Origin of the sequence: Bordetella sp. H567 (assembly GCF_001704295.1) — a bacterium.
Classification (GTDB): domain Bacteria; phylum Pseudomonadota; class Gammaproteobacteria; order Burkholderiales; family Burkholderiaceae_B; genus Bordetella_C.
On the sequence record NZ_CP012334.1, the window covers coordinates 2822631 to 2843244 of the forward strand.

At 61.4% G+C, this 20614-nt stretch carries 24 protein-coding genes; 10 read left to right on the forward strand and 14 right to left on the reverse strand.

The genetic code is table 11. From position 1 onward, the window contains the following. The first annotated feature begins 12 nt into the window (after window positions 1-12). Both AKI39_RS12685 and AKI39_RS12690 read left to right on the forward strand, forming a co-directional pair. Window positions 13-1215: a chromate transporter gene (locus AKI39_RS12685; RefSeq protein WP_066636352.1), complete on the forward strand. Its 1203-nt coding sequence runs from the start codon at window positions 13-15 to the stop codon at window positions 1213-1215. Window positions 1216-1363: 148 nt separating this feature from the next. Continuing rightward, window positions 1364-1825 carry a chromate resistance protein ChrB domain-containing protein gene (locus AKI39_RS12690; protein ID WP_066636354.1) on the forward strand — a complete coding sequence of 154 codons (462 nt, stop codon included), beginning with the start codon at window positions 1364-1366 and terminating at the stop codon, window positions 1823-1825. Between the two features lie 98 nt (window positions 1826-1923). Here AKI39_RS12690 and AKI39_RS12695 read toward each other — a convergent pair whose 3' ends face one another. Next, the gene (locus AKI39_RS12695) at window positions 1924-2313 is read right to left on the reverse strand and encodes a hypothetical protein (protein WP_066636357.1); all 390 of its coding nucleotides are present in this window, start codon (window positions 2311-2313) and stop codon (window positions 1924-1926) included. Between the two features lie 29 nt (window positions 2314-2342). Continuing rightward, a complete protein-coding gene (locus AKI39_RS12700; RefSeq protein WP_066636359.1) occupies window positions 2343-3287 on the reverse strand; it encodes a nickel/cobalt efflux transporter in 945 nt (314 codons plus the stop codon). Between the two features lie 35 nt (window positions 3288-3322). Here AKI39_RS12700 and AKI39_RS25525 point away from each other — a divergent pair, with 35 nt between their 5' ends. Then, entirely contained in the window at window positions 3323-3712 is a 390-nt protein-coding gene (locus AKI39_RS25525) for a hypothetical protein (protein WP_145925264.1), read from the forward strand. Window positions 3713-3751: 39 nt separating this feature from the next. Here AKI39_RS25525 and AKI39_RS12705 read toward each other — a convergent pair whose 3' ends face one another. The 8 genes from AKI39_RS12705 to AKI39_RS12740 all read right to left on the reverse strand — a co-directional run bounded on the left by AKI39_RS12705 (window position 3752) and on the right by AKI39_RS12740 (window position 11307). Continuing rightward, window positions 3752-4246 carry a MarR family winged helix-turn-helix transcriptional regulator gene (locus AKI39_RS12705; RefSeq protein ID WP_066636363.1) on the reverse strand — a complete coding sequence of 165 codons (495 nt, stop codon included), beginning with the start codon at window positions 4244-4246 and terminating at the stop codon, window positions 3752-3754. A 223-nt stretch (window positions 4247-4469) separates the two neighbouring features. Continuing rightward, window positions 4470-5435, reverse strand: a complete 966-nt coding sequence (locus AKI39_RS12710; protein ID WP_066636365.1) for a Bug family tripartite tricarboxylate transporter substrate binding protein — start codon at window positions 5433-5435, stop codon at window positions 4470-4472. Between the two features lie 138 nt (window positions 5436-5573). After that, on the reverse strand, window positions 5574-6071 hold the full coding sequence (locus tag AKI39_RS12715) for an aromatic-ring-hydroxylating dioxygenase subunit beta (RefSeq protein WP_066636367.1): 498 nt from the start codon (window positions 6069-6071) through the stop codon (window positions 5574-5576). Window positions 6072-6098: 27 nt separating this feature from the next. After that, window positions 6099-7412, reverse strand: a complete 1314-nt coding sequence (locus AKI39_RS12720) for an aromatic ring-hydroxylating oxygenase subunit alpha (protein ID WP_083228813.1) — start codon at window positions 7410-7412, stop codon at window positions 6099-6101. 47 nt (window positions 7413-7459) lie between these two features. Next, window positions 7460-8377 (reverse strand): PDR/VanB family oxidoreductase, encoded by a 918-nt coding sequence (locus tag AKI39_RS12725; protein WP_158515172.1) that lies wholly within the window; start codon window positions 8375-8377, stop codon window positions 7460-7462. A 453-nt stretch (window positions 8378-8830) separates the two neighbouring features. Then, complete coding sequence (gene catA, locus AKI39_RS12730) at window positions 8831-9766, reverse strand: catechol 1,2-dioxygenase (protein ID WP_066636369.1); 936 nt, start codon at window positions 9764-9766, stop codon at window positions 8831-8833. A gap of 51 nt (window positions 9767-9817) precedes the next feature. After that, complete coding sequence (gene catC / locus AKI39_RS12735; RefSeq protein WP_066636371.1) at window positions 9818-10108, reverse strand: muconolactone Delta-isomerase; 291 nt, start codon at window positions 10106-10108, stop codon at window positions 9818-9820. A gap of 20 nt (window positions 10109-10128) precedes the next feature. After that, window positions 10129-11307, reverse strand: coding sequence for a muconate/chloromuconate family cycloisomerase (locus AKI39_RS12740; RefSeq protein WP_066636379.1), 1179 nt, complete (start codon window positions 11305-11307; stop codon window positions 10129-10131). A 147-nt stretch (window positions 11308-11454) separates the two neighbouring features. Here AKI39_RS12740 and AKI39_RS12745 point away from each other — a divergent pair, with 147 nt between their 5' ends. Next, window positions 11455-12414 (forward strand): LysR family transcriptional regulator, encoded by a 960-nt coding sequence (locus AKI39_RS12745; RefSeq protein ID WP_066636381.1) that lies wholly within the window; start codon window positions 11455-11457, stop codon window positions 12412-12414. 71 nt (window positions 12415-12485) lie between these two features. On the opposite strand, the gene AKI39_RS12750 is transcribed toward AKI39_RS12745, so the two are convergent. After that, on the reverse strand, window positions 12486-13112 hold the full coding sequence (locus AKI39_RS12750; protein ID WP_066636384.1) for a family 16 glycoside hydrolase: 627 nt from the start codon (window positions 13110-13112) through the stop codon (window positions 12486-12488). 463 nt (window positions 13113-13575) lie between these two features. On the opposite strand from AKI39_RS12750, the gene AKI39_RS12755 reads away from it, so the two are divergent. Further along, entirely contained in the window at window positions 13576-13806 is a 231-nt protein-coding gene (locus tag AKI39_RS12755; protein WP_066636387.1) for a hypothetical protein, read from the forward strand. A gap of 133 nt (window positions 13807-13939) precedes the next feature. Here the strand turns inward: AKI39_RS12755 and AKI39_RS12760 are convergent, their stop codons facing one another. The 3 genes from AKI39_RS12760 to AKI39_RS12770 are packed head-to-tail and all read right to left on the reverse strand — an operon-like array spanning window position 13940 to window position 16067. Further along, window positions 13940-14254: an AtuA-related protein gene (locus AKI39_RS12760; protein ID WP_066636389.1), complete on the reverse strand. Its 315-nt coding sequence runs from the start codon at window positions 14252-14254 to the stop codon at window positions 13940-13942. Further along, window positions 14251-15612, reverse strand: coding sequence for an acyclic terpene utilization AtuA family protein (locus AKI39_RS12765; protein WP_066636398.1), 1362 nt, complete (start codon window positions 15610-15612; stop codon window positions 14251-14253). The genes AKI39_RS12760 and AKI39_RS12765 overlap by 4 nt, the downstream gene beginning before the upstream one ends. Continuing rightward, window positions 15609-16067, reverse strand: coding sequence for a PaaI family thioesterase (locus AKI39_RS12770; RefSeq protein WP_066636401.1), 459 nt, complete (start codon window positions 16065-16067; stop codon window positions 15609-15611). Before AKI39_RS12770 ends, AKI39_RS12765 begins: the two co-directional genes overlap by 4 nt. Before the next feature lie 302 nt (window positions 16068-16369). Between AKI39_RS12770 and AKI39_RS12775 the strand changes: the two genes are divergently transcribed. The 5 genes from AKI39_RS12775 (at window position 16370) to AKI39_RS12795 (ending at window position 20596) form a co-directional block, all read left to right on the forward strand. Further along, window positions 16370-17173, forward strand: a complete 804-nt coding sequence (locus AKI39_RS12775; RefSeq protein ID WP_066636404.1) for an enoyl-CoA hydratase/isomerase family protein — start codon at window positions 16370-16372, stop codon at window positions 17171-17173. 107 nt (window positions 17174-17280) lie between these two features. Next, window positions 17281-17661, forward strand: coding sequence for a MaoC/PaaZ C-terminal domain-containing protein (locus tag AKI39_RS12780; RefSeq protein ID WP_235610631.1), 381 nt, complete (start codon window positions 17281-17283; stop codon window positions 17659-17661). Window positions 17662-17694: 33 nt separating this feature from the next. Beyond that, on the forward strand, window positions 17695-18834 hold the full coding sequence (locus AKI39_RS12785) for an acyl-CoA dehydrogenase family protein (protein WP_066636410.1): 1140 nt from the start codon (window positions 17695-17697) through the stop codon (window positions 18832-18834). Further along, entirely contained in the window at window positions 18834-20093 is a 1260-nt protein-coding gene (locus tag AKI39_RS12790) for a CaiB/BaiF CoA transferase family protein (protein WP_066636412.1), read from the forward strand. Before AKI39_RS12785 ends, AKI39_RS12790 begins: the two co-directional genes overlap by 1 nt. Further along, window positions 20090-20596, forward strand: coding sequence for an FAS1-like dehydratase domain-containing protein (locus tag AKI39_RS12795; protein ID WP_083228815.1), 507 nt, complete (start codon window positions 20090-20092; stop codon window positions 20594-20596). The genes AKI39_RS12790 and AKI39_RS12795 overlap by 4 nt, the downstream gene beginning before the upstream one ends. Window positions 20597-20614 lie beyond the last annotated feature (18 nt).

Genomic DNA, 20614 nt, shown 5'->3' on the forward strand with positions numbered 1-20614 from the left:
CCCGGAAGCATCATGCAGCCCAACCCTCCGCAAGTCGATGACACCACCGGGGTACCACGCCCGCGCTATAGCCTGTGGCAGCTTGCCCGCTATTTCCTGCGGCTGGGCACGTCCGGCTTCGGCGGCCCCGTGGCGCTGGTCGGTTATATGCACCGCGACCTGGTCGAGGCGCGGGGCTGGATCGGCGAGGCCGACTACAAGGAAGGCCTCGCGCTCGCACAGCTGGCTCCCGGGCCGCTGGCCGCTCAATTGGCCATCTACCTGGGCTATGTCCATTACCGCATCCGGGGCGCGACGATCGCCGGCCTCGCCTTCGTGATGCCGTCTTTCGTGATGGTGGTCGCCCTGGGCTGGGCCTATGTGCGCTATGGCGGACTGGCATGGATGCAATCCGTGTTCTATGGCGTAGGCGCGGCGGTCATCGGGATCATCGCGATCAGCGCCTACAAGCTCACCCGGAAAAGCGTGGGGCGGGACAAGCTGCTCTGGGCGATCTACCTATCGCTCGCCGCCGTGACCGTGGTGACGGAGTCCGAGATGGCATGGCTCTTCCTGGCCGCCGGTGTCCTGGTGTGGCTCTGGCGCGCACCGCCGCCATGGCTGCGGCGCGGCAATGTGCCGATGCTGGCCGCGATATCGCTTCCCGCCACGGCGGCTGGCACCGGAATGACGGACTGGACGCTGTTATCGCAGCTGGGCGTCTTCTTTGCCAAGGCCGGCGCCTTCGTCTTTGGCTCCGGCCTGGCGATCGTGCCCTTTCTCTACGGCAGCGTGGTAACCGAGTTTCATTGGCTCAGCGAAAGGCAATTCGTCGACGCGGTGGCCGTGGCCATGATCACGCCCGGCCCGGTGGTCATTACGGTGGGATTCATCGGCTATCTGGTGGCCGGGCTGCCCGGGGCCTGCATCGCGGCGGCGGCCACCTTTCTGCCGTGCTACCTCTTCACCATCCTGCCCGCACCGTATTTCAAGAAATACGGCAAGTTGCCCGCCATCCTGGCCTTCGTCGATGGCGTGACGGCGGCCGCGATCGGGGCCATTACGGGCGCGGTCATCGTGCTGGCTCGGCGCTCCATCGTCGATGTGCCCACCGCCGTGCTGGGCGTGGCCGCGGCGCTGCTGCTGCTTCGATCCAGGAAGGTTCCGGAACCATTGCTCGTCGCGCTCGCGGCAGTGATCGGCCTGTTGATTTATCCGCTCGTCCACGGCTCGTGATGAACGTATGGACAGCGGCCTTATCGGTTCCCGTGTATTCAGAGGAGGAATTGCCTATGACGCAGGAAGCAGGGATGAACCATGGATGCCGGTTCCCGCGACCCCGACTGTGTCGGCCTGACGCGCGGGAGCGGCGAAGGAGAACATCATGCAATGGATTACCCGAGAACGCCCCAAGATCGACCGGATTGCCTGTCCGTGGCTGATCGCCCGTTTTATCGACGAAACCCCCGAGTTCCTGTATGTCCCGCCTGGTGACGTGCTGCGTATCGCGAAAGAGCAGGGGGCGACCCCCTATGACATACCCGGCGTGGCGCTTTCGCATGTTGGCGAGCGCTGCAGTTTCGACGCCTTTCTCGAAAAATATGGGCTGGAGGGCGATCCCGCGTTGCGGCAGATCGCCACGATCGTGCGAGGGGCGGACACCTCCCGGCTGGATCTCACGCCGCAGTCCAGCGGGCTATATGCGATTTCCCTCGGACTGTCGCACGTGTTCGCGGACGATCACGAGATGCTCGAGCACGGGCTGGTGATGTACGACGCGTTGTATGCCTGGTGCAAGGCGGGCCAGGACGAGACTCATAACTGGCCGCCCCGAATGCCGGGTTGATGTCGTCATGGGAGGCATGCGCCCCTGGAGCGGGCGCATGCCTGCGCGCCGCAGCGGCTTGCCCAACCGCTCGCGGGATGGCCCGGGGTGCGGGCCAGCTATTTGAGACGCTCAGGTTTGGCCTGGCTGGCTGTGTCCCGCGTGGCGGCGACCAGGATACCGTCGTGGAACAGCGCCGTGACGGTGCCGCCCCCGTTGGCCGCATCCTGCTGGAAACGAACCTGCCAGCCGTAGATATAGCCGCCGGGATTGTCGAGATCGGTCGCCCAGCCCATGCTCAGGCGGTGTCCGGCGTCGCGGCGGTTTTCGGTGTCGAAGCGTGCGACATCGCCGCCCAATGCCCGGACGCCTTCCCTTATCTGCGCCGCCGTGGGCGGTGGACCATAATCCGCGGAGTCCCGGTCCGACATGCTGGGACCGGACGACGAACAGGCAGTCAGCACCGCAACAAGGCAAGCGGCCGCGGCAAGCTTGATCAAGTTTTTCATGAGCATGTTCCGTAGTAATCCACCGGTTCCTAGGCCATCGCCGGCAATGCTTGCATGCCGATCCAGCCCTGTATACCGACATAAACCCCGACGGCGATGATCAAAAGACTGGAGAAGTAGGGCGCTCGGCGCGCCAAGGTGGAAAACCAGGAAAATCGCTTGGTCGCATGCCGCACGCTCAGCGCGGCGGCCGCCCCGACGGAAACCAAGGTCAGTGCCAGTCCGATGGAGAAGCACAACACCAGCACCGCGCCCAGGGTGAATTCCTTCAATTGCAAGCACAACAATAAAACGGTGATGGCGGCCGGGCAGGGGATGAGCCCGCCGGTCAATCCGAACAAGGCGATCTGCCAGTTGGTGACCTTGCGATTCGCGAAGCGGCGACGAATATCATTGGCATGCGCCCGTTCATGGGTATCCTGGGCGTCCTTGCCGATCGCCTCGAACCCGCGCGTCTCGTGGCTGTGGTCATGGTCATGACCGTGGCTGTGGCTGTGGCTGTGGTCATGGTCATGGTCATGGTCATGATCATGATCATGATCGTGGCTATGGTCATGGTCATGGCCGTGGCCGTGATCGTGGCCATGGTCGTGCTGGTGTGGGTGATGCCGGTGGAGACCGTCCGGATGCTGATCGCGCCAGATTCTCCACAACATCCAGAGCGCGATCGCGATGATGACCAGGCCGGAAGCAAACTGGAAGTAGGGCTCCAATCGCTCCGCGTCCACGCCTTGCCACAAATACATCCCACCCAATCCGATTCCCCAGACGATCAGGGTGTGCGAGATCGTGGCGGTAATGCCAAGCAGGACAGCTTGCCCCACGGTGCCCCGGATTGCCACGATGAAAGCGGCCATCATTGTTTTCGAATGGCCCGGTTCAAGCCCATGAAGGGCGCCCAGCAGGATCGCGCTAGGAACGAACAGCCAGCCATGCGTGGCGCCGCGCGCCACCAGATCGGAAAAAGTCAACATTGCGGAACCAGAGATACGCGGTCCACGCATGATACATGGCTCTTTATGAAGAGAATGGTAAGTTCCATGACCTGACCATTTACTCCGAAACTTCGTCGGACGATTTCAAGCGGTGGATACAGTCCGCCACCAAGGAAAACGTCCACTATACGTGCGATCTCAAAAAATTGACCGCCGAAGGCGTAAGCGTTTACCAATTACAGTCATGCGCTGCCGGAAATTGGAGCAACGTCGCCCCTTATTTGGTAAAGGCCAGCCAACAGCTACAAGACTGCCATTATGATCCAGGTAGAAAAACCTGGAATTGCCCGGATAAAAACACGCCGATCAACCACTACAAGACTTACTTCTCGGCGCCTGTCCTGCAGTCCAACGGTAGTTACCAGTCACAGGCCGCTGTCCCGTTGACCGAGCTGGGCAACTAGCTCAGGAAGCAATACCTTGGGGCGCCCATGGCGCACAAATCAGGGCGGGTCCCCACCGAGCAACATTTCCTCTGCCCGCCGTTGCAGCTTCGACAGCAAGCGATCCATCATTTCGGCTTCGCTTTTGGTCAGCACGCTCAGGAGTGCTTCCTGCCGCTTCATCACCAAGGGCACCGCCTTCGCGTAAAGCGCTTTTCCCTGTTCGGTCAGACTGAGAATTACCTTTCTGCCATCGATTTCGTCGACGCTCGTCTTGACGAACCCTTTTTTGACAAGCGCCGCAACGATGCGGCTGACCCACGCCTTGTCCGTGCTCAACTCTGCGCTAAGCGCGTTCATGCTTATGGGCTCATGCAGGGCCAACGCGGCAACCAACCTCCACTCGGCCAATGGAATACCCAGTCGTCGCGTATAAAAACGAACCGCGCCCTTGCCCAAGGTGTTGGAAAGTACGAGTATCCGATACGTCAATAGCTCCTTGTAGCTGTATCTCACGGGCTCAACCGATTCTTCGGCGCGAGACGACGACGTCATGATTTACACTCCTAAAAACCCGAAGCATGCGCGTCAGTCTTAATGGAGACACGCAGCAGCGTGACCGGAATCCGACTCGTCCGGCCAACCAAGCCCGGTATGCTAGAGGGTCTCAGCGGATCGTTCAAGCTCGAACCATACTTCGTGGCGGGAGCCCGTGGCTCACGCAAACCACAGACCAGCGACATGAGTGGCGTGATGGGATTCAAAGTGGCCCATGCGCTTATTCACGCTGTATTTTTGCCGCCTTCACTGCCTTCTCAAACTTCTCCATGTTGGCGCGCAAACTTGCCGAATACTCGGCGGGCGAGCTATAGGTTACGGCGATACTGGTATCCTTGAGTTGTTCCTTGAATTCGGGCCTTTGGACGGCTTTCTTTATTGACTCAGTCAGCTTAGTCAAAATATCGGGCGGAAGGCCTGCCGGAGCGAGAATGCCAACCTCTGAAGAAAAGTCGAAGCCGGCAATGTACTTGGAGAAAGAAGGAACATCCGGGTACATCGGGAGCGGAGCGGCCGAAGTCGATGCAAGGATATGCAGCTCGCCACTGCGGATATGCGGTCCGGCGGCGGTGATGGAAGTGATCAGTAGCGGTATCTCGCCCGACAGCGCGGCCGTGATGGACTGTCCGCTGCCCTTGTACGGGACATGGACGATGTCCAATCCCATGGAGGTCTTGAACGCTTCCATTGCGATATTATGAATCGTCCCGATCCCGGACGAGCCGTAACTTAAGCTGCCAGGTTTGGCTTTCGCTTGGCGAATAAGATCTTCCATCGTGTTGATCGATGACTTCGAACTTGCCACCAGCAACATCGGATCCGTTGTTATTTTCGCCACGGGCGTGAAGTCGGTAAGTGTATGGTAGGGAACCGACTTGTTCACGAAGGGCGCTATCACCAATTGGCCGGTTTCTCCCAACAACAGGTTGTAGCCGTCCGGGGGCAGCTTGGCCAATAGTCCTGTCGCAAGCACACCGCCGGCGCCGGGTTTGTTTTCGATTATCACCGGTTGCCCGATCGTGTGGGCGAGGTTGTTCCCGAGCACTCGCGCGATCATGTCCGGCCCACCGCCCGCGACGTATCCCACGAGCAGTCTTATCGGCCGTGAGGGATAATCGTCTGCAGTTGCATTAAAGCCTGCTGCCAGACAAAGACAGGCTATTATGTATCGCAAAAAAATTCGCATTTTGTCTCCACCGCGCCGTTATTCGGACGAATCGTCCTTTGTCATAAAACCAGCATAGGGCCTACGTTGTCACGTCGGCATCCCTCGTATGGGAACGCTCGATTTTCCCCAAGCGGAAGGATGCGGCCCAGGTCTTCATCAGAAGTAAACGGCCAGGGGACCGAAGGCGGAATCGCAATTTATCAGCATCGCTTTTTTACCCAGAATGCGAAAACTGCCGTCGGTCTCCTTCAGGATGTGCTGATACTCCCCACCGAACATTCGCTGCACCCCTTCCGGCACACTTGGTCGGTACTCCAGAACCAGGAATTTCGACGTCACACTTATTTCGCCCGCGTCTCCGGGGATGTCCGAGGCCACCACGTTGCTCACCATGTGCATCGTGCGCGAGTGGGGGATTTGGGAATGAACTCTCTCGTGGCGCAGGCGGGTTATCCGTTGCGCCATCAACTCCCTATTGTCGAAAAATATCGAGACTTCAGTCAGTGGACTTTGCTGGCCAACGACTGACGGTGCCCAATAAAAACCCTCGTCGTCGAAGAGGGCCATCCAGTCCTCGAACTTCCGGTCGTCCAAGAGCCGAGCTTCATGAATCAGGAACGATTCAACTGCTTTGGAATCCAGTAAAGCTGCCATAAATATCTCCAAATTGACCAGCTGCTATCAGACTTCACTGCACATGTAATTGAGCCAGGCTCTGTATTGGTTTCTCATCGCCACTTCGCTGGTCCCAAACCCTTTCAGCCCGCCTTTGTCCGATACATCTTGTCCAAAACCACGCCCAAGGACCACCCACTCCGTACCCTTCGATTTGACCCCGACCTGAATACGGCGAAACATCTCGAGGTCGTCGGTTTGAATCAACGAGGCGGGTGAATGTGTGAAGTTCAGATAACGGATAACCTGGTGATACATCTCATCAGGCGCACCTTTCAAGCGCACCGGGTAGACCCGGACTTCGGTTCTATCCACCGCGATTGGCCTGACTACGCGGATGTGGTTCGACAGGAGCTGGATGCACAGATTCGGGTAGATGATGGCGTTATGGAAGGGCTCCGCCAGAATCTCCGCGACCCGTTCCGGGCTGTGTTTTTCGAGCAGGGCTGCCTTATAGCGCTCGAAAACCGGTCCTTCCCGTTGCTTGTCCTTGTCGTCGGGCAGGGGGCCGCAATAGCTGTGTCCACCGTCGAACGCCCAGATATTCACTCGGTCCCACGACGAAGACTTGTCGTCGCTGTCCATGATTCGCGGCCCTTGCGAGTCGCCAACGCGACGCGCGAATTGACGACCGTCGGGGCGTACCGTCGATTCGTGCGAGTAGGGCGGGTGATAGAGATCGTTCAGGTTCTCGAGCTGTGCTTTCCAGTTGCCGTTGAAGATGTACTTCTGGACCCCACCTGACAGAACGATCTCCCCATCGGGGGCTCGATCGCACAGCGTGTCGATGCAGGTTTTCATCTGGCCAAGGTGCGATTCGATGTCGAACTCGCCGTCCATCGATGCACCAAGGTTGGCAAAAAGGAAGCCCCGGTATTTCTCGATTCTGATGGGCATCAGACCGAACTGTCGGTCCTTGATGTCATAACATTCCGGATAACCGTTCTTCAGCGGCGCCGCCAGCAGCTCGCCGTTTGTCTTGAACGTCCACCCGTGATAGCCGCAGCGGAAACTATTCCCTGTATTCCCGCGTTCCTCATTGCAGACCGTGGCGGCGCGGTGTCCACATCGGTTGTGCATGGCATGGACGGTGCCATCCTTGTGCCGGCTGATAATAATCGGCTGGCCACCTATCGCGTTGGTGACAAAGTCACCCTTGTTGGGTATTTCGCTCTCGTGTCCAACATAGATCCAAGCTTTGCCGAATAGGTGTTCCATCTCGAGCTGGAAGATGTCGGTGCTCTCATAGACGTCTTTATGTACGCGATCTTCTTTAACGAGACTTTTCAGATAATCGGGATTCAGTTCCATTTTTGTCATTTCTGTAGTCCTACTGAAAATTTGGCGCAGGTTCAGGCATTTCGGGATCAAAGATCCAAAACCAATTTCTCCGAGCTTGCCCAGGACACGCAGGTGCACATCGCGTCGCCCTTTTGCCGCTCTTTCTCATTCAGGTAGAAATCCCGATGAAGCGGCACGCCGTCTATCACTTTCGTCAGACAAGCGCCACACTCACCGACTTTGCAGTCGTAGTCACAATCAATGCCCGCCGCCGCCACCGCGTCCAAAATGCTTGTGCCGGCTTGCACAAGCAAAGTGATGCCGGTCTGACGTAGTTCGACGGCGATATCGCCGTCCTTCGCTTGTTTCGCGAGGGGATTGCTGAACAGTTCAAAATGGATCGCACTTTCCGGCCATCCATGTTCTTGCGCCAATTCGCGAACCGCCTGGATCAGGCCGGCCGGGCCGCACACGTAAACATGGTGGCCGGGCTGATACCCCGAAAGAATGTCTGCACAGCTCATCCCGCTTTGAGCATGCTCGTCGTCCGTATAAATCCTCCAGCAGGGGGCCAGGCTTGTTGTCACCTCCGCATGGAGCGCCATTTCGGGAATGGATCTTCCGGCGTAGTGCAGCTCGTAGCTTTGAGCTTGGCTTTGCAGCTGCTTTGCCATGCAGAATATGGGCGTAATGCCGATTCCTCCGGCAATCAGGATGCTGTGACGAGCCTGGGGATTCAGCGGGAAGTGGTTCGACGGCGGCAATATGTCGATCTCAGTGCCGGCCTTCACATGGTCGTGAAAATAAACAGACCCGCCCTGGCCTTCGTGTTCGCGCTGAACGGCAATCCGGTAGGGCTGAGCAGGGTCGTAGGGATCAATCAAGGAGTAGCTGCGCAATTCCTGCATCCCATTGGTTGCGGTAACGCGCACGCGGATGTGTGCCCCCGGGGCATAGGGCGGAAGAGGGCGGCCTGATGTCGCGGCCAAGGCGTAGACATTCACGCGCGGCGTCACAGCGATACAGGACTGGACTCGAACGTGGATAGGTACTGGGCCTGCGGAACTATCCGCGACGCATGAGCCGTCGTGATCGCCGCTAAGAATCGCGTTTGTCGTTGTCATGGCAACTAAATGGGTAAGATGAGATGGCGTCGTCACAACACCATCCCGGATAGCCAAAAAGCTTTGCCGAACGAAGCGCGGTCAGCGCTGAGGACTTTTACGTTCGGTCTGCGCGGCTCTGGCCGATACGCGCACGTCAAGAGACCCCCCAAGGAAAAACCTTGGGCAACCGCCATATCATTGTTATGACAACAATATAGGCGTGGGTATACTAGTTGTCAACACAACAATCAGCTTATGCGCCCGTCTTTTGATCTTCGACGTCCGAAAGTGAGCCGTCGACTTCGGCGATCTGATCGACGGCGGCCGACATGGACCATCCTTCCCCTAGGATCACGCCCGCGCCACGGCGCGCAAGCGATTGACGATCTGGTTGTCCTTGCCCTGAACCAGCGGGGTTAGTTCGAAGTTGAACTCTATGTCGCGGTAGTTGTCGGCCTTCAGGCCCAGCGCAATGCCGCCTGTTTTGGCGGTCACGCCGGCGATCAATTCCTCGCGAGTCGCATAGGCAAAGTCGTCCCAGATCAGCGGATCGCCCGCGATGTTGAACTGTGTAGTGAGCTTGCGGTGGTGGTCACTGCTGACGAAGAAATGCACGTGGGCAGGGCGGTTGCCATGGCGAGCCAGTAGGTCGAGCAACTGCTGGGTCGCGCCTTGCGGCGGGCAGCCATAGCCCACGGGCATGAGCGTATGCAGTTCGTACTTGCCGTCGGCGCCCGTCCTGACCGCGCCGCGCAAGTTGAACGGGCTCTGCTCCCCGGTTGGGTCGAAGTGCGAATAAAAGCCCTTGGAGTTCGCGTGCCAGCATTCGACCACGGCGCCGGCAACGGGTTTGCCGTCCACACCCGTGACAATGCCATGGATCACCAGCGGGTCGGCGTCCGGGTCGGGGTCGATATCGATCCTGGCCACGCGATCGCGCACGGGCGCGCCCGCGACGTACAGCGGACCTTCGATGGTGCGCGGCGTGCCGCCCTGGATGCCGGCCTTCCTGTCGGCCGTGTCCATGCAGATGTCCAGATATCTTTCCAATCCGATTCCCGCGGCCAGTAGCGCCGCTTCGCCGTCGCGGCCGAGTCTATTCAGGTAGTTGATGCCAGTCCAGACTTCCTCAGGGGTGATGTCGAGATCGTCGATGGCCTTGAACAGATCGCTCAGCACGCGGTGGAATATCTGCTTGAACCGCGGATTGCCGTTCTGGCCGTCCAGGTTACAGGCGGCGCGCAACAAGTCTTGTGTCTCCGCGGTGGCAAAAGCATCAATGCTCATGGTTTGTTCCTTTGGGAAGTTGCCGGTGCGATGCCGGTTGTCTGCGTTGTGTCAGCGGTCGTCGCCGCGGATCGAAGAAGGGTGGCGGCACAGAGGTGTGACCGTCACTTTCATGTAGGGATAGAGCGGTAGCCCCGTCAGGATGTCGTGCAGCGCCTGGTTGCTTTCCACGTCGAAAATGCTGAAGTTGGCGTACTCGCCGGCGATCCGCCAGATGTGGCGCCACACGCCTTTTTCCTGCAGTGCCTGCGAGTATGCCTTTTCCCTTGCCTTGATCTCGTCCACGACCGCGGGATCCATGCCGGTGGGAATATTGACGTCCATACGCACGTGAAAAAGCATGTCCTCGTCTCCTGTCGGGTCTACTTGATTACGCTGATCGTCCTGTGCAGTCCGTCACGCCGGAAGAAGCGCACGCGGTCTTCGTCCAGCTCTATCCCCAGCCCCGGCGCGTCGGGCACGGTCAACTGGAAATCGCTGTAGTCCAGCGGCTCGACCAGGATTTCCTCCGCCAGCAACAACGGGCCGAACAACTCCGTACCCCAGCGTAGCGAGCTGAAGGTGGAGAACACGTGGGCGGAAGCCAAAGTGCCGAAGGCGCCTTCCAGCATGGTGCCGCCGTAAAGTTCGATGCCCGCGGCCTCGGCAATGGCTGCGACGCGCTGCGCGGCGAACAGTCCGCCGGACTGTTCGACCTTGACCGCGAACACATCCGCTCCATGCACCTGGGCGATTTCGAATGCCGACTCGGGGCCGTGCAAGGACTCGTCGGCCATCAGCGCGATCGGGAAACGCCGCACCAGGCGCCCCAGCGCGGCGGCCGTCGCCACGGGTTGCTCGACAAGTTCGCAACCCGCGCCGGCCAGCGCCGCCATGCCGTAGGCCGCCTGCGTCTCGCTCCAGGCCATGTTCACGTCCACGCGCACTGAGACGTCGTCGCCCAGGGCGCGCTTGATGGCAGCGACATGGGCGATGTCGTCCTTGATGGGCTTGGCGCCGATCTTCAGCTTGAAGATCTTGTGCCGGCGCAGATCGAGCATCTTTTCAGCCTCGGCGACATCCTTCGCCGTGTCGCCCGACGCCAGCGTCCATGCCACCGGCAGTCGTTCGCGGCGGCGTCCGCCGAGCAGTTCGGACAAGGGCAGGCCGGTACGCTTGCCCAGTGCATCGAGCAAGGCGGTCTCGATCGCGCACTTGGCGAAGCGGTTCTCCTTTACCACGCTGCCGATGCGGTCCATGAGCCGCGGCACGAGGGAAGCCCGCTGGCCTATCATCCCCGGCGCGAAATACGTGTCGATGGCCAGCTTCATCCCTTCGGGACTTTCACCGCCGTAGGCGAGTCCACCGATCGTGGTGCCTTCGCCGATGCCCACGACGCCGTCGGAGCAATGCACGCGCACCAGCATCAGGGTCTGGCCTTGCATCGTCGCCACCGACAACTTGTGCGGGCGGATAGTGGGAAGATCGAGCAGCAGGGTCTCGACGCGCTCCACCACGGAAACGTCGGACTGAGGGGAGGGGGCGGGAAACGGGCTGTTCATAGGCGCATTAAGCGCCTGGCGGGACACCGCCGTCCAACACCATTTAGGTCTCGAACTATACTTATAAGGTATAAATCGGGCTTCTCTCCGTGTTTTTATGGCTACTAACCCGGCACCATACTTTATTGTGTAGGTAGAAACCCCCACATGGACCTCAGGCAACTACGCTATTTCGCCACCGTCGCACGTGAGAGAAGCTTCACCCGTGCGGCAGAGCAGTTGCATATCGCTCAGCCACCGCTAAGCCGTCAGGTGCAATTGCTGGAGGAAGAGTTGGGGGTCAGGCTGCTGTCGCGCGATAGCCGGCCGGTGCAATTGACCGAGGCCGGACGGCAATTCTATGAACAGGCGCTGCAATTGCTGGGACGGGTCGAGCAGCTCAAGCTGGCCACCCAACAGATCGGCCGCGGTGAACGCCGCCTGCTGTCCATTGGCCTTGTGCCCTCGGTGCTGTATGGCGAGCTGCCGTGGCTGCTACGTCGGTTACGCAAGCAGGTGCCCGACATGGACTTCCAGTTCATCGAGATGATGTCGCTGCAGCAACTGGAGGCCTTGCGCAACGGGCGCATCGACCTGGGCTTCGGCCGCATTCCGGCCAATTTTCCCGACATCACCCGGGTGGTACTGCGGGAAGAGAGGCTTGTCGTCGCGTGTCCGCACGACAGCCCTTATGCGGCGCATCCCACCGGGACGCCGTTGCCTTTCGCCGCGCTCGCCGGCCACCGCCTGATCGTCTATCCCAAAGAGCCGCGCCCCAGCTTTGCAGACCAGGTCCTGAGCCTGGTCCGCAGGCATCAGGTCCAGCTTCTCGACATCCAGGAAGTCAACGAAATGCAGACGGGACTGGGCATGGTGGCCGCCGAGGCCGGCCTATGCATCGTGCCGGCCTCGGCCGAGCTGCTTCGTTCCGACGTGCACTATCGGCTACTCGATGACGAACACGCCACCTCGCCGGTCATCATGAGCTATCGGGCGAACGACAACTCGTCCATTCCTGAATTGATCCTCCGGCTGCTCAAGGAGCTTTACGCGGAAAAGCACGCGTGGGCGAAGTATTCCTACAATCGCCTGGGAGAGCCGGATTCGGGAGAGCCGGATGGGCTGTAACAGCCCGCCGAATATCGGCTGTCCACCCGGACGGCTGTCGTAGTTGTCCTCGTAATGCGAGCGCTTCAGGCCTATTTTTCCGCTCGAGTACCGAACGAGAAGGCGTGGAACACCGTTACGCTGTCGGCCTTGGTCCACATGCCGACGGCGCCGGCGCCAGTGATGTGGTCATCGGTTGCATCGATATAGCGTTTGCCGTCCAGTGACACCTGGATGCGCTGCCCGGCAAAGTCCACACGCAACGTGTGCCACACCTGACCCGCGACGGGCGCTGCCTGATATCGAATCGTATGTCTGCGACCGCCTGTCGTGTGATAGAGAGAGACGTTGTTTTCCAGTGCGTTCGCCCGCGCAACGTAATAGTTATCGCCATCCTTCCACCGCCAGACCACACCCCCGGCCTGGTCGTCGCGACCTGCGATGGTCTTGAATTTCACCTCTACGTACCCATCGCGAACAGCGGTCCCTTGCTTGATGCACCAGGGAAAGTCGCCGACGGCCGATTGCTTCAGGACAACCCCACCATCGGGCACGGTGGGGTCCGATTCGACCGTCCATTTCGACCTGCCGTGCCCAGTCACACCGGTCACCCAGCCGGCCGGCGGGCCGCCGAGCTGATCCCGGCTAAAAACGATCGTTTCCGCTGTCGCTGGGACACCGGCCGCTAACAACCCTAAAAGCAGTAACGTGCGCCACATGGATGTTCTCCGACGGGCGTAGCAGCCTGCGCTGCGCTACGTATACTCGCGCCGATCTCTGGCAATTCGTAAGTGCGGCATGCTCTCGCGCAGTGAGGCCATGTGCACGACCCGGTCGCCGCTGGCGGGTGCCTGTCGCCTCATGCCACTTCCCATTATCCAACGGATATCGCCGTCGCCGTCGCCACTAGGCGGAGTAGGGCAGGCGTCCGAAGTTTCGCTGACTCCTCCCCAGCCGCGACCCGGCCGACTGCGCGAGCCCGGTGCGGCAGATCAAGCGCCTGCGCATACCGGCCGCACTTCGGTCAGTAGGGACAATATGCCTGGGGCATTATGTCCAATGTTGATCGCTGTTTGCTTAAACTAAAATAGACCGACTTCGATTGAGATGGCATACAGCGGTTTGAGGGAGCGCTCCTCACGATGGGTAGTGTCAAGTAACAGCCTGGAAATACTCAAAAAGATGGATTGGACCCCTATAGTCTTCGGTACGTTCAAGGTTCTCGTGTTCGGCACGGGCGTGTTCTTCGCCATCAAGTGGCATTACGATCAAGGGAAGAAAGAAAAAGAGATGCGCGCGGTGCTACCCGCGCTCGGCAAGGTGGCAGCAGTCTTCATGCTATCGCTCCTGGGCCTGCTGCTCTTCACCTACGTCCTTGGCAGGAAGCTCGGTTTGGACTTGACCTTCCCATGATCAGCCGAGTGCAGTGGCCCGTCGAGGTCAAAAAATAGGCTTGGCGTGGTGTCCAAGCATGACTTTACATAATATACATTATGCGGGTAAAGCAGCTGCGGTGAGAGCCCGTCGCAGCCGTCCGCCGCAGGTCTCAGCTTTCAGCTATCTCCAGCCGCAGCACCGCATAGCCCAATGATTTCGCGGTCTGGTCAAAGCGCAGCGTCTGCGTCGCGCCGCCGCCCAGGGCGTGCTCCAGGAGGACGAGGCAGCCATCAATGTTGGGCATGGGGTAAACATCGATCTCGCCGCGCGCCCAGTCGGCGAACAGGGTGCGCAGGCGCTCCGGCGTGACGGTGCGCAGCAGCGCGGGGTAATCTTCCGGCCGCTTGGCCAGTACGCCGATCGAGACATTGTCGCCCTTGTCGCCGCCACGTACGTAGGCGATCTGTTCCAGCAGTCGGGTCATGATTCGATGATCTCCATGGTGCTTTCGACCAATTCCCGGTCGATGACCGTCGGCCACAGACTGACGGCTGGACGAGGCTTGAAAGGCGCGCCGAACGAGGTGCCGCCCGGGCCCATGATCCAGAGGTGCGTGCAGGCCCGGCGCACTTTCTCGGCTTCCTCCTGGGTGCGCGTGCGTACCGCCACGCGCAGGCCTACTTCGTTCATGTCGGCCGCGGCGGGCCAAGGCGCGGCCGGGCCGTGCAGCGCATTCACGCCCACGTAGGAAAACAGTATGTCGTCGGCGTTCAGCCCCAGGCGCTCGAAGCGCTCCGATAGCGTCGCCTGCGCCTTTCGCGCCCGCTCCAGCGCGCGCGGCCAAGGGAAAAGCATGAATCCTTCGCCTATCCAGCCGTCGGCGTAGCCGATCAGCAGCTTCAGCTGGCGGGGCCGCCCTGCTCCCTTGCAGCCGCTGACGCGCACGCGGTCCGGGGCAATCTCGCGCAGGCTCGGGGCGGTAAAGTCCGCGATACCGTCAGGCGCGGCATAGCTGCGCGGGTCGCCGATCTCGTAGACCAGGTGCTCCTTGACGGTGAATTCGTCCACGCGGCCTCCGGTGTCCGGTAGCTTGGTGACCACCGCACTGCCGTCCGCCTCGAATTCGATGATGGGAAAGCCCACCCGGCCCATGTGGGGCATTTCATCGAATCGCGACGACATGCCGCCGGTGCAGCCGGCGGCGCATTCCGCGATGTGGCCCGCGGTGATCGCGGCTGCAACCAGGTCCGGATCGTCGTAGCCCTTGCCCAGGCGCTGCAGGATAGGACCGACAAAAAGGGCGCTGTCGGCCACGCGGCCCGTGACGACGATGTCGGCGCCGGCCTGTACCGCCTGCATGATGCCATCCGCGCCGGCATAGACGTTGGCGCACAGGATGCGGTCGCGCAAGGATTTCAGGTCGCCCTCTCCCGTTGCGGTGTTGACCAGCGGAAGGCCATCCGCGATCAAGGCATCCAGGCGATGCATCAGGTCATCGCCGCCCACCACGCCTATTTTCATGCCAGGCGAACCTTCCCGCCGCAAGGCGTCGGCGATGGCACGGCCGGCGGCCAGCGGATTGGCGCCCCCGCCGTTGGAAACCAAGCAGGTGCCATGCTCGCGGGCGATTGGCGCCAGGCTGGTCATGAAAGACAGCACGTCCGGCACGTAGCCGGAGTCGGGATTGCGCTTTTTCTGCCGATGCAGGATAGCCATGGTCAATTCGGCGAGAAAGTCGAAGCACATGAAATCCAGCCGGCCCTGCCGCAGCAGCTCTTCTGCCGGATCGTAGGCATCGCCCCAGAAACCGCCGCCAGCACCCAGCCTTATCGTCGTACTCATCGCTGTTCCTCAAAAACGTGGGGGCCGCGACGTGGCGTCGAGAGGGCGCCATCGCTACGCAACCGGAAGGTCCCTTCTCCCAGGGCAGCAAGTTCGCCTTGGTCGTCGAGCACTTCGACAGTAGAAAAAAAGATCCGGCTGCCCTGCTTGCGCACTCGGGCATGTGCTAACAGGCGCCCTTCCCTGACCTGCCCTGTGAAGCTCGTGGTCAAGGACAAGGTAATCGCCAGCTTCGAGCGTGCCGGATCGGTGCTATGGCAGCCCGCCAGGCCTCCCGCGGCGTCGATAAGCACGGAATACAGGCCACCATGGACCACGCCGGAGCGATTGAGATGCCGTCCGTCCAGGGGAAGCACGACGGTGGCGCGGCCTTCGGACCAGTCCGCCACGTACGCGCCGATGAATTGCAGAAAAGGGGCTGCGTGATCGAACTCCGGCGGGCTTGCGCCTTCCATGTGCCTGTCTCCTGTGGTCCGCCCTCACGCGCCGCATGGCCTGTGCCCCATCGGCACTTCAGCCATCACGCGCGATGTTGCAAAACCGTCTAGTTGGTCGGTTTTATTCTATGGCTGCTTCAGGCAAGGCGTCAATGGCGTATTTGTCCATCTTATGGCGGGATTTAAGGGCTTTCACGGATAGAAAGCCATTGACGTATTCCTCGAACCGTTTATGATTTCCACAAAACAGACCACACGGTCGGGAAACCATAGGGGCTGGCTCGCGCCGCCTCGCATGACCGCCGCAATGGAGGAGACATATGGGGCATGCCTCGGAGGACGGCGCCGAAGGCCAGGTGCTGCTACGACGCGACGGCGCCATCGCGACGATCACTCTGAACCGGCCGAACCGGCGCAATGCGCTGTCCCACGCGGCGAACCGCCGCCTGTATGCCTTGTGGGACGAGGTCGATGCCGACCCGGACATTCGCGCGGTAGTGCTCACCAGCGCCGATTGCGGCACGTTCTGCGCAGGCATGGACCTGAAGGAAGCCGCGGCGCTACGCGCCTCCACCGGCAAGGACATCCTGCAATTGCTGGACGACCCCTTCTACGAGCGCATGCGTTCGGTGCGCGTACCTATCATCGCCGCCATGACCGGCCACTTCACCGCCGCCGGCATGGTACTGGCGGCCAACGCCGACCTGCGTGTGGGGCTCGCCGGTACGTCGGGCGGCATTACGGAAGCCCGAGTCGGCCGTGGCACGCCCTGGGCCGCGCCCATGGTGTCCATGCTGCCGCTGGCGGTACTGATGGAGATGGCCGTCACCGCGCAGCTGCTGCCCATCGAGCGGTTGTACGCGCTGGGCTTCATCAACGCCGTGGAAGCCACGCCCGATGACGTGCGCGCGAAGGCGGCGAACTATGCGCGCGTTATCGCCGACAACGCGCCGCTTTCCGTCGCGGCGGCCAAGGCCGGCCTGCTCTCCAGCGTCGCCCTGGGCGCGCAGGCGGGCTACGCCGCCTCCAAGGCCAGGCACCGCGAAGTCTATGCCAGCGAAGACGCCATCGAAGGCCCGCGCGCCTTCGCCGAAAAGCGTCCGCCACGCTGGCTGGGACGCTGATACGAACCTACCCTTCCCCACCCCTCCACGTAACCTGGTACCCAATGATCGACCTTCCCTTTGGTGAACTGTCGCTTGGCCAACGCCGCCGCTCCCGTGGCCGGACCATGACCGAGACCGATGTCGTCAACTTCTGCGGCCTGACGGGGAACTGGCTGTCCATCCACGCCGACGCGGAATTCTCCAAACGGTCCATGTACGGGCAGCGTGTCGTGCAAGGCGGGCTGGTGTTCGTGGTGGCCAACGCGCTACTCGGCTTCGATTCCAGCCTGGTCGAGGCGTTCTACGGCGTGGACAAGCTGCGCTTTCTCAAGCCCACATTCATCGGCGACACCCTGCACGCGGAAAGCGAAGTAATCGACCTGCGCGACAAGGGCGAGAACCATGGCCTGGTCACGACGCGGCTTACCGCCATCAACCAGCGAGAGGAGACCGTGCTGAGCTGTGAATTCACGCTGCTGATCCGCCGCCATCCCTTGCTGGCCTGAATCCTTAATCCAGACCCCAACCGCGAGTTTGAAATGGACTTCCTGAACGACGAACAAATGCTGTGGCGCGACACGGTCGCGCGCGTAATGGAACAGGAGATCACCCGGGAATACGTTCGCCGCTGCGACATCGACCGCGCATATCCCTACGAAGCCTACGAAAAAGTCGCGAAGCTGGGCTGGCTGCGCCTGCTGATTCCGGAGGAAATAGGCGGCGACGGCGGCACGATCTTCGACTACGCGCTCATGTGCGAGGGGCTGGCGCGCTATGGCTTCGATTTCGCCACTGCCTTCATGGTGTCGACCTTCACCGGCATGAACATCGTCAAGTTCGGCACGCGGGAACAGCAGGAGCGCTATCTTCCCGCCTTCATGCGCGGCGACCTGCGTTTCTCGATCTCGATTTCCGAGCCGCAGGCGGGATCGGACGCCGCGTCGACCCGCACGCGCGCCGAGCCCCGCGACGACGGCTGGGCGATCCGTGGCCAGAAGCTGTGGTGTTCCGGCGCGGCGGCGAAGAATGTAGTGATCGCGATGCTGGTGCGTACCGACAAGGAAGCCAAGAAGCACAAGGGCCTGTCGGTGCTGCTGGTGCCCAACGATACGCCCGGGCTGGACATCCGCCGCTTGCCGACGATGGCGCGCCGCGCCACGGGCACCACGGAGATATTCGTCGACGATGCCTGGGTACCCAACGCGAACATGCTGGGGGCGCCGGGCAGCGGTTGGAGCATCATCACCGACCACCTTGAGCTGGAGCGCATCGCGGTGTCCGCCGCCTACGTGGGCAACGCCCAGCAGGCCGTTACCGACGCGCTGCGCTACGCCCACGAGCGTATCCAGTTCGACCGTCCCATCTTCGAGTTCCAGGTCATACGCCACATGCTGGCCGATATGCAGACGGCGGTCGATGCCTCGCGCCTGATGGTCTATCGCGCGGCGGACATGGCGTCGCGCGGCCTGCCGTGCTCGCGGGAGGTCAGCATGGCGAAGCTGATGGCATCGGAAACCCTGCAGACCGTATCGCGCCAGGGCATGCAGATCCTGGGCGGACACAGCATGCTGCCGGAATCCGACATGGAGCGCTATTTCCGCGAAGGCATGCAGTCGACCATCGGCGGCGGCACCTCGCAGATCCAGCGGACCATTATTTCGAAGGCGATGCACCTGTGATGAGCGACGCACATAACCAGGCCCCGCTGCCGTTGCGGGGGGTGCGCGTGCTGGACATGACGCGCATCCTGGCAGGACCATGGGCCACGCAGAGCCTGGCCGATCTGGGGGCGGAGGTGATCAAGATCGAGCACCCCGCCGGCGGCGACGATACGCGGCGGATGGGACCGCCGTTCATCCGCGATGCCGGCACGGGCGAGGAAACCGATGCCGCCTACTTCCTGTGCTGCAACCGAGGCAAGGACTCCGTGGCGATCGACATCGCCACGCCCCGTGGCCGTGAACTGGTGCGCCGGCTCGCCGCCAAGTGCGACGTGCTGATAGAAAACTACAAGGTCGGCGGGCTGTGCAAGTACGGGTTGGACTACGAGACGCTGCACGCGGAGCTGCCCGACCTGGTTTATTGCTCGGTCACCGGGTTCGGGCAGACCGGGCCCTATGCGCAACGTCCGGGCTACGACTACCTGATCCAGGGCATGGGCGGCCTGATGAGCGTGACGGGCGAACCCGACGGAATGCCCGGCGGCGGCCCGCAGCGCGCCGGCGTCGCGCTGGCCGACATCCTCTCGGGCATGTATGCCGCGCTGGCGATCCTGGCGGCGCTGCGGCATCGCGACCTGGGCGGTGGTGGCCAGCGCATCGACATCGGCATGCTCGACGTGCAGGTGGCGGTGCTGGCAAACCAGGCGATGAATTACCTGACCACCGGCAAGGCGCCCAACAGAATGGGCAATGGCCATCCGAACATCGTGCCCTACCAGTCCTTCCGTGCGTCGGACGGGCATCTGATCCTGGCGGTGGGCAACGACACCCAGTTCCGCAAGATGGCGCAAGCGATGGGACGTCCGGACATCGGCGAGGACCCGCGCTTCCAGACGATCAAGCTGCGCGTCGCGAATCGCGGCGTGCTGGTGCCCATGCTGGAAGAGATCATCGCTTCGCGCACCATAGAGGAATGGGTGGCGGCGATGGCGGCCGTCGAGGTTCCTTGCGGGCCGGTCAACACCCTGGACCGCGTCTTCGCCGATCCGCAGGTGCTTGCGCGCGGTGCCCGCCTGACGCTGCCCCATGCCAGTGCGGGCGAGGTGCCGTCGGTGGCCAGTCCGATGCGCCTGTCGGAGTCGCCGCTGCGCTACGAGGCCGGGCCGCCGGTACTGGGGCAGCATACGGCGGGCGTATTGCGGCGCGTGCTGGGTCTCGCGGACGAAGATATCGCGGCATTGGCCGAGCAACACGTGATCAAGGACACCGCCCTATGAAGCATACCGAGGAAAACGTAAGCACGGACCCGGCCTGGCGCGACGCGCCCGTCATGGGCCTGGGCCTGCACTGGAACGACGTACGGGTCGGCCAGCGCTTTAAGACCCTGGGCCGTACCGTGACCGAAGCCGATATCGCGATGTTCGTCGGCGTGACAGGCATGGTCGAGGAAATGTTCACCAATCTGGAATACATACAGCGCGAGTCCCGGATGGGTTCGCGGCCTGTTCCGGGTTCGCTGGTTTTTTGCGTCGCGGAAGGCCTGCTGATGCAGTCCACCATGCAGCGTACCGGTGTCGCCTTTCTGGAATGCGACCTGCGGATACGCAAGCCCACGCTGGCGGGCGACACGCTGCATGTATGCGTAGAGGTGGTCGAAGCCCGCGCCACGAGCAAGCCCGGCAGCGGCCTGCTGCGCACCATGAACCGAGTGGTCAACCAGCGTGGCGAGGTGGTGGCCACCTATAACCCATTGCGCATGGTCAAGGGCCGACCCGACTGACCCCAGCGCAGGATAACG

Coding starts and splice junctions, on each gene's coding strand:
- AKI39_RS12690 (WP_066636354.1), top strand. CDS start 1,364: ATGCAATGGATTACCCGAGAACGCCCCAAGATCGACCGGATTGCCTGT.
- AKI39_RS12760 (WP_066636389.1), bottom strand. CDS start 14,254: ATGACCCGACTGCTGGAACAGATCGCCTACGTACGTGGCGGCGACAAG.
- AKI39_RS12715 (WP_066636367.1), bottom strand. CDS start 6,071: ATGGCAGCTTTACTGGATTCCAAAGCAGTTGAATCGTTCCTGATTCAT.
- AKI39_RS12795 (WP_083228815.1), top strand. CDS start 20,090: ATGAAGCATACCGAGGAAAACGTAAGCACGGACCCGGCCTGGCGCGAC.
- AKI39_RS12750 (WP_066636384.1), bottom strand. CDS start 13,112: ATGTGGCGCACGTTACTGCTTTTAGGGTTGTTAGCGGCCGGTGTCCCA.
- AKI39_RS12740 (WP_066636379.1), bottom strand. CDS start 11,307: ATGAACAGCCCGTTTCCCGCCCCCTCCCCTCAGTCCGACGTTTCCGTG.
- AKI39_RS12785 (WP_066636410.1), top strand. CDS start 17,695: ATGGACTTCCTGAACGACGAACAAATGCTGTGGCGCGACACGGTCGCG.
- AKI39_RS12755 (WP_066636387.1), top strand. CDS start 13,576: ATGGATTGGACCCCTATAGTCTTCGGTACGTTCAAGGTTCTCGTGTTC.
- AKI39_RS12705 (WP_066636363.1), bottom strand. CDS start 4,246: ATGACGTCGTCGTCTCGCGCCGAAGAATCGGTTGAGCCCGTGAGATAC.
- AKI39_RS12770 (WP_066636401.1), bottom strand. CDS start 16,067: ATGGAAGGCGCAAGCCCGCCGGAGTTCGATCACGCAGCCCCTTTTCTG.
- catA (WP_066636369.1), bottom strand. CDS start 9,766: ATGAGCATTGATGCTTTTGCCACCGCGGAGACACAAGACTTGTTGCGC.
- AKI39_RS12790 (WP_066636412.1), top strand. CDS start 18,834: ATGAGCGACGCACATAACCAGGCCCCGCTGCCGTTGCGGGGGGTGCGC.
- AKI39_RS12780 (WP_235610631.1), top strand. CDS start 17,281: ATGACCGAGACCGATGTCGTCAACTTCTGCGGCCTGACGGGGAACTGG.
- AKI39_RS12700 (WP_066636359.1), bottom strand. CDS start 3,287: ATGTTGACTTTTTCCGATCTGGTGGCGCGCGGCGCCACGCATGGCTGG.
- AKI39_RS12695 (WP_066636357.1), bottom strand. CDS start 2,313: ATGAAAAACTTGATCAAGCTTGCCGCGGCCGCTTGCCTTGTTGCGGTG.
- AKI39_RS25525 (WP_145925264.1), top strand. CDS start 3,323: ATGGCTCTTTATGAAGAGAATGGTAAGTTCCATGACCTGACCATTTAC.
- AKI39_RS12765 (WP_066636398.1), bottom strand. CDS start 15,612: ATGAGTACGACGATAAGGCTGGGTGCTGGCGGCGGTTTCTGGGGCGAT.
- AKI39_RS12720 (WP_083228813.1), bottom strand. CDS start 7,412: ATGACAAAAATGGAACTGAATCCCGATTATCTGAAAAGTCTCGTTAAA.
- AKI39_RS12710 (WP_066636365.1), bottom strand. CDS start 5,435: ATGCGAATTTTTTTGCGATACATAATAGCCTGTCTTTGTCTGGCAGCA.
- catC (WP_066636371.1), bottom strand. CDS start 10,108: ATGCTTTTTCACGTGCGTATGGACGTCAATATTCCCACCGGCATGGAT.
- AKI39_RS12745 (WP_066636381.1), top strand. CDS start 11,455: ATGGACCTCAGGCAACTACGCTATTTCGCCACCGTCGCACGTGAGAGA.
- AKI39_RS12685 (WP_066636352.1), top strand. CDS start 13: ATGCAGCCCAACCCTCCGCAAGTCGATGACACCACCGGGGTACCACGC.
- AKI39_RS12775 (WP_066636404.1), top strand. CDS start 16,370: ATGGGGCATGCCTCGGAGGACGGCGCCGAAGGCCAGGTGCTGCTACGA.